The 7,068-nt window shown below is 62.6% G+C and carries 6 protein-coding genes; 1 reads left to right on the top strand and 5 read right to left on the bottom strand.

The annotated features are described in order from the left end of the window. Window positions 1-20: 20 nt before the first annotated feature. The 5 genes from ABW043_RS13500 to ABW043_RS13480 all read right to left on the bottom strand — a co-directional run bounded on the left by ABW043_RS13500 (window position 21) and on the right by ABW043_RS13480 (window position 6,021). Window positions 21-1,670, bottom strand: a complete 1,650-nt coding sequence (locus ABW043_RS13500) for a glycoside hydrolase family 43 protein (RefSeq protein WP_353921726.1) — start codon at window positions 1,668-1,670, stop codon at window positions 21-23. Window positions 1,671-1,679: 9 nt separating this feature from the next. Next, on the bottom strand, window positions 1,680-2,120 hold the full coding sequence (locus ABW043_RS13495; protein ID WP_353921725.1) for a GNAT family N-acetyltransferase: 441 nt from the start codon (window positions 2,118-2,120) through the stop codon (window positions 1,680-1,682). After that, window positions 2,120-3,427 carry a xylose isomerase gene (gene xylA, locus ABW043_RS13490; protein ID WP_353921724.1) on the bottom strand — a complete coding sequence of 436 codons (1,308 nt, stop codon included), beginning with the start codon at window positions 3,425-3,427 and terminating at the stop codon, window positions 2,120-2,122. Before xylA ends, ABW043_RS13495 begins: the two co-directional genes overlap by 1 nt. Next, window positions 3,424-4,887 (bottom strand): xylulokinase, encoded by a 1,464-nt coding sequence (gene xylB / locus ABW043_RS13485; protein WP_353921723.1) that lies wholly within the window; start codon window positions 4,885-4,887, stop codon window positions 3,424-3,426. The genes xylA and xylB overlap by 4 nt, the downstream gene beginning before the upstream one ends. A 90-nt stretch (window positions 4,888-4,977) precedes the next feature. Next, the gene (locus ABW043_RS13480) at window positions 4,978-6,021 is read right to left on the bottom strand and encodes a LacI family DNA-binding transcriptional regulator (protein WP_353921722.1); all 1,044 of its coding nucleotides are present in this window, start codon (window positions 6,019-6,021) and stop codon (window positions 4,978-4,980) included. Between the two features lie 132 nt (window positions 6,022-6,153). Here ABW043_RS13480 and ABW043_RS13475 point away from each other — a divergent pair. Beyond that, on the top strand, window positions 6,154-7,068 hold a 915-nt coding region (locus ABW043_RS13475; RefSeq protein WP_353921721.1), incomplete at its 3' end, for an aldose epimerase family protein.

Raw genomic sequence — 7,068 nt, 5'->3', positions numbered from 1 at the left:
GAAGACAGTGCGCCTGATAGCTACTCCGCCTTACCGACGAGACTATCGATCTCATACCGATCCGAGGGATCGTGCTGCGGACGATAGACAAAATAGTCGAAGGTGGCGGGGCTCGCCGTACCGTTGAGGTCGTGGGCGGCAACGCCGACGAAGGCGCCCGTAAAGCTGCCATGGGCCTGGTGGCCGCCGCATTCGTCGGACAGAATCGAGGCGTCGAGCACGGGGCCGATGGGCTGCAGGTCCTGGCCCTCAAGGGCGTAGAAGAATTGCAGTTTGCGGCCGCGGATGGTGAGGGCGAGCTTGACCTTGCCGGTATTGGGAATCTGCACCGGCTCGGCGGGGAAGCGCAGATTGCCGTCGGGCCAGGACATTTCCGAAGTCATGATCAGCAGCTCGCGCTGGCCGTCGGAATGGGCTGTTACCGCCAGATAGAAGAAGTTGTAGCGGCTGTAATAGGCCGTGAGGCCCGCCATGGTGCGTTCGTCGGTGGCGGGGAAATCGACGACGGTTTCCGCATCATAGGAGAAATGCTGCTGGCGACGGGCGACGAGGGCCTGTTCGAACCAGGAGCCGATGCTCTCGCGGCCAAAGAGGGTCAGCTTGCCGGCTTCGGTTGCAAAAATGCGTTCGGTTTCCGGGGTACGCAGCCACTGGAAATCGATCGGCAGACCGTTTTCAAAGGTGTAGCGTTTCTCGGCGAAATACTTTTGTTCGTCGCGGGTACCCGGCACTTCGACGTGGAGCGAGGGGACGGGGCCGTTTTTCACATAGAGCCAGTCGTCGTCGCCCCAGTAGGCCTCTTGAATTGCAGTTTCGCGACCGAGGACGCAGCGGCGCTCCTGGGTGGTGGGGCGGCCGGTCAGGTGCACGAGATAGGTTTTGCCCTCGGGCGTTTCGACGATATCGCCATGACCGGCGCGCTGCAGCGGCGCGAGCGGCGCATCCTTGGAAGTGAGAATGTGCTTGTCGGGATGGGTTTCATAATCGCCATCGATGGTGCGCGAGCGCGCAAAGGTGCAGGCATGGTCATAGGCCGTGCCGCCCTCGGCGGTGAGGAGGTAGTACCAAGGCTGTCCGTCTTTTCCTTGGCGCTTGTAGAGATGCGGACCTTCGACGAGCTTCAGGTCGGTGCCCTTGTAGATATTCTTGATCGGGCCGACGAGTTTTCCCGCCTTGGGATCGAATTCCTGGAGAGCAATGCCGGCGAAGAGCAGCGGCCGGCGGCGATGATCCCACAGCATGTTGACGAACCACTTTTTGCCGTCGTCATCGTGGAAGAGGGAGGGATCGAAACCCGAGGAATTGACATAGACCGGATCGGACCAGGGGCCGGTGATCTTGTCGGCCCAGACGATGTAGTTATGCGCGTCCTTGAAGGAGCCATCCTTGCGCTTGACGTCGGTATAGACGAGCCAGAACTTTTCGCCGTCATGGGTGAGACACGGCGCCCAGACGCCGCAGCTATCGGGATCGCCGCGCATGTCGAGCTGGCTCTTGCGGGTCAGCGGGCGGGTGATCAGGTCCCAGTTCGCCAGGTCCTTGGAGTGATGAATCTGTACGCCGGGGAACCACTCGAAGGTGGAGGTGGCGATATAGTAATCGTCGCCGACGCGCAGGATCGACGGATCGGGATTGAAGCCCGGCAGGATGGGATTGGTCAGTTGCGGCATCGCAAGATCCTAGGGTGACAGCGGCATGCGGTACTGGACGAAGCCGGATTGGCTGGCCAGGCGATCATAGAGCTGCATCGCTGTCGCGTTGGTTTCGTGGGTATTCCAATAGAGGCGCGCGCAGTTTCTGGTCCGCGCGTCGGCGGCGACATGCTCGATGAGGGCACGACCATGACCGCCACCGCGCCCTTCGGGGGTGACGAAAAGGTCCTGCAGGTAGCAATTGTCGGCGATGGCCCAATTGGTGCGGTGATAGAGCCAGTGGACGAGACCGACCGGCTTGCCATCCTGGAGCGCAAAAGCGCCCCAGGTGGGTTCAGTGGGATCGAGCAGACGCGACCAGGTCGAGGCAAAAATCTCGTCGGAGAGGACGGTTTCGTAGAAGGCCAGGTAAGCCTTCCACAATTGCGTCCACGCTTCCCGGTCGCCGGGCTCGATCGCTCGGATCATCAGACGAACCGGTTGACCAGGTTTTCGAGATATTCCTGGCGGCCCGAGCGCGGTTGCGGGTTGATGGCTTCGGCCTGAACCTTGGCAGCGATGTCGGAGAGGCTCAGCTTACCGCCGAGGATGTCCTTGCCGATGCCCGAGTTCCAGCCGGCATAGCGATCGTCGAGCAGCTTGTCGAACTCACCATCTTCGATGAGCGCCACGGCGCCCTTGAGGCCGCGGGCGAGGGTATCAAGACCGAGGATATGGCCGTGCAAAAGGTCGGCAGCGTCGAGCGACTGGCGACGAACCTTGGCGTCAAAATTGAAGCCGCCCTTGCCGAGGCCGCCCTGCTTGAGGATGTAGTAGAAGGCCAGCGCCATTTCTCCGGCATTGTTGGGAAAATGGTCGGTATCCCAGCCGGACTGCAGATCGTTGCGGTTGGCGTCGACCGAGCCGAGCATGCCCAGCGAGGAGGCGACGGCCAGTTCGTGCTCGAAAGAGTGGCCGGCGAGGAAGGCGTGGCCGACCTCGATATTGCACTTCACCTTCTTTTCAAGACCGTACTTCTGCAAGAAGCCGTACACGGTCGCGACGTCGTAGTCGTACTGGTGCTTGCTCGGTTCCTGCGGCTTCGGTTCGATGAGGATCTGGCCCTTGAAGCCGATCTTTTCGGCGTGCTCGATGACCAGCGTCAGGAAGCGGGCCATCTGGTCCTGTTCCTGTCCGATCTTGGTATTGAGCAGGGTTTCGTAGCCTTCACGGCCGCCCCAGAGCACGTAGTTCTCGCCGCCCAATTCGTGGGTCAGCTCGAGCACCGATTTCACCTGGCCGGCGGCATAGGCGAAGACGGCGGGATCGGGATTGGTGGCGGCGCCCGCCATATAGCGGCGGTTGGAGAAGAGGTTGGCCGTGCCCCAGAGCAGTTTCTTGTCCGATTCCTGCATCTTCTTGGCGATGATGTCGCCGATGACGCGCAGATTCTTGTTTGATTCTTCGAGCGTTGCGCCTTCGGGCGACACGTCCACGTCGTGGAAGGCGAAGAAGGGCACGTCGATGAGGTTGAGGAATTCGAAGGCCACTTCGGCCTTGAGCTTGGCGCCTTCAAGACCCTTGTCGAACCAGGGGCGATCGAAAGTACGGCCGCCAAAGGGGTCGCCGCCTTCCTGGGCAAAGGTATGCCAGTAGGCGATGGCGGGGCGGATATGGTCTTCCATCCGCTTGCCGGCGATCACTTCGTCCTTGTTGTAGTGGCGATAGGCCAGGGCGTTCTTGCTCTGCGGCCCTTCGAACTTAACCTGGGAAATACCCTTAAAGAAATCCGTCACTTACGTGCCTCCTCGATGGCGGGATAGAGCGCGCGGTATCGCGCATATTGATCGGAATAGGCGGCCGACAGGCTCTTGTCGGGCGCAATGGTTGTCTTGATGGGCGGCATGGCCATGACGTCGGCGGGCTTGGCGCCTTCCGCGGCGCAGAGGCCGAGGCGGGCGGCGCCGAGCGCGCCACCGAAATCGCCGTCCTCGGGTAGGGCGATTTCCATGTCGAGATTGGTGGCCAGCATCTTCAACCAAAGTGCGGACTTGGAGCCGCCGCCGACCGCCAGCAGGCGATCGATTTTCGTGCCGGCATCGGCAAGGACGCGCTGGCAATCGCGCATGGCGAAAGTGACGCCCTCCATGACAGCCTGGGCCATCTGGGCGGTGTCGGTCGACTGGGAAAGGCCGGTGAAGGACCCGCGGGCACCGGCATTGTTGTGGGGGGTACGTTCGCCCGAGAGATAGGGCAGGAAGATCGCTTCGCCCGGGCCCGTGAATTGAGCTTCGGCCTCGCCCGAAAGTTCGGCCTGCTTTTTGCCGGTGATGCGCGAGAGCCAATTGAGCGAATCGGTGGCCGAGAGGATGACGCCCATCTGGTGCCAGGTATCGGGGATGGCGTGGCAGAAGGCGTGGACGGCGCCGGCCGTGTTGGGGCTGAACTTTTCGTTGGAGACGAAGAGCACGCCTGATGTGCCGAGCGAGACAAAACCTTCGCCGGGGCGAATGGCGCCGATACCGCATGCGGCGGCGGCGTTGTCGCCGGCGCCACCGGCGACGATGACGGCACCATCCATGCCCCAGCGCTGCGCGAGGTCGCGCTTCAATTGGGCCGAGGGGGCGGAGCCTTCAACGAGGCGCGGCATGTGATCGCGGGTGAGGCCGGTTACAGCGAGAAGATCGTCGGACCAGTCGCGCTTGGCCACGTCGAGCCACAACGTGCCGGCAGCGTCGGACATGTCTTCGACGTGCTCGCCTGTGAGCAGCAGGCGGACATAGGCTTTTGGCAGCAGGACTTTGGCGATCTTGTCGTAGATCGCCGGCTCGTGCTTGCGGATCCAGGCGATTTTGGGCGCCGTAAAACCGGGCATGGCGATATTGCCCGAAAGCTGGCGCAGGGTCGGGAGCGCGGCTTCCATCTCGAGGCATTCGGCGGCGGAGCGGCCGTCGTTCCAGAGGATGCAGGGTCGCAAAACTTCGTCGTCTTTGCCGAGCAAGGTCGCGCCGTGCATGTGGCCGGAAAGGCCAATGCCGCGGACGGAGGCGAGTTCGGACGGGTGCGAGGCCTTGAGCTTGTCCACCGCGGCGAGCGTTGCCGTCCACCAATCGGTGGGGTTTTGCTCGGACCAGCCGGGATGCGGGCGCACCGGCTCGACTGCGGGAGCCGAGGCCTCGCCGAGGGCGCGGCCGTGCTCGTCGATGAGCAGCGCCTTGACCCCGGACGTGCCGATATCAATGCCGAGATAGGTCATGAGGCACGTACCTCAATTTTGAGATTGCAAATCAACGGATCGTCCTCCCGCCCGAGTTTCCGGGCCCGCCCTGTTGGAATGGCGGTGTTCTTACCTCAGATTGTCGCGCAGGAAAATGCCAATTTCAATGGGGTCTGTGGCGACATGGCGTGCTGTGCCCAGGGCGAGCGAGCGCGCCGCGGCGATGGCCTCGCGGATTTCACCATCGGGGTTCTGGTCGAGCACCACATCGATGGCGCCAGAGCGGAGGCCCTCGCGCGTGGGGGCGGTCAGTTCGTGGGCGATGACGCGGAGCCTGCCGGAACGGCCGGAATTCTTGAGGGCCGAGACGAGGCCGGCATTGCCGGCGCCGAGATTGTAGATGCCGGACAGTTTTGGGTGCCCGGCCAGCAGTTTAGAGACGAGCGCCTCGGTTTCTCCGCGCTCATCGTGGCCTTCGAAGGGGCCAAGCAGTTCGATATTCGAAAAGTCGGCAGAGAGAATCTGGCGAAAACCTTCGAGGCGCTCGAGGTGGTCGCGCAAATGCAACGAGCCGGCGATGACGGCGACGGTGCCGCCCTGGGGCAGGAAGCGGCCGAGGAGGGAGGCGGCAGTGCGGCCGGCGGCGACGTTGTCGACGCCGATGAAATGGCGACGATTGGAGCCGGGCAGGTCGGACACCAGCGTCATGACGGCAATCCCGCGCCGGGTAGCCGAATCGACGGCGGCGAGAATGTCGGGCTCTTCGGAGGTGACGATCACGGCGCAATCGCAGGTTTTGGGATCGAGCGCGTCGAGGCCGGCGGCAAGGGCGCCGGTATCAAGGGCGCGGATGCGCTCGGTACTCAGGTGCATGCGATCGGAGAGGGCCTGGCCGACGCGGCGAGTGACGGCCTCGGCAAGAGCGTCCATGAACTCGTTGGAACCATCGGGGATAAAAAACACCACGCTCAGATCGCGGGACCGGGCCATGAGCGAAGCATTGAGATCGCGCGAAAAACCCAGGCTTTTTATGGCCTCTTCGACCTTTTCGGCGGTGGCGGCGCGCACGCCGGGGCGGCCATTGAGAACGCGATCGACGGTTGCCAGGGAGACACCGGCGGCGCGCGCCACATCGTGCACCGTTACCCGCCGACGGGCCGCTTCATCACTCACACTGTCCCCGCAATCGTTTCTTCTTGCCTTGTCGCACAGTTTGCGGAGCGCTTCGAAAGGTCAAGAGCGCCGTTGCCCCGCATGGGCAAATAGCGCTAAAGCTCCGCCCCGAGAGAGTTGAGGGGATTGTCTATGGGCATCGACGTTTCGACCTTTGGTGAGCATGGCGGCAAGCGCGTCGACCAGTTCAGGCTGGTGAGCGATACCGGCGTCACCGTCGATATCATCGGCTATGGCGTGGCCGTACGCGACTGGCGCGTACCGGTTGCCGGCGGCGAGCGCAGCGTCGTGCTCGGCTTTGATAATTTTGCCGCCTACACCCAGCACAGCCCGCATTTCGGGTCGCTTGCCGGGCGCGTTGCCAATCGCATCAAGGGCGCCAGCTTCGAAATTGATGGCGTGACCTACAAGCTGCCGCCCAATGCCGGCGAATTGCAGCTGCATGGCGGCGAAGAGGGTCTTGGCCGCCAGGTCTGGTCCGGCCAGGCCGACAGCGCCAACAATGCCGTGCGCTTCACCCATTTTTCGCCCGATGGCGCGATGGGCTATCCCGGCAATGTCAATTTTGCCGCGACATACAGCCTGCACGGAAACAAGCTTCGTCTGGAACTGAGCGCGACCACCGACCGGGCAACGCCGATCAGCCTCGTGCAGCACCAGTATTTTAATCTTGGCACTACCGACGATGTGCTCGACCACACCATTCAGGTCAATTCGAGCGCCTATACCGAACTCGGCGGCGATCTGGCACCCACCGGCGCCATCCTGCCATCGCGCGGGACCGTTTATGACCTGCGCCAGCCGCGGACTATGCGTGACGTCGCGGGTGCTCCGGTCGATTATGATATCGGCATGGTACTCGATACTGGCCGCAAGCATGCCGACCCGATCGCTACGGTTGTTTCTCCTGCCAAGGATCTGACCCTCAAGATCTGGAGCGATCGGCCGGGTGTGCAGGTTTACAATGGCGTCTGGACCGATATTCCCGTGCCGGGCCTCGAGGGCAAAACCTACAAGAAGCATGCCGGCTTCTGCCTCGAAGACCAG

The organism is Devosia sp. (genome assembly GCF_040509215.1).
Lineage (GTDB): Bacteria > Pseudomonadota > Alphaproteobacteria > Rhizobiales > Devosiaceae > Devosia.
This window is presented reverse-complemented; position numbering and strand designations above follow the sequence as displayed.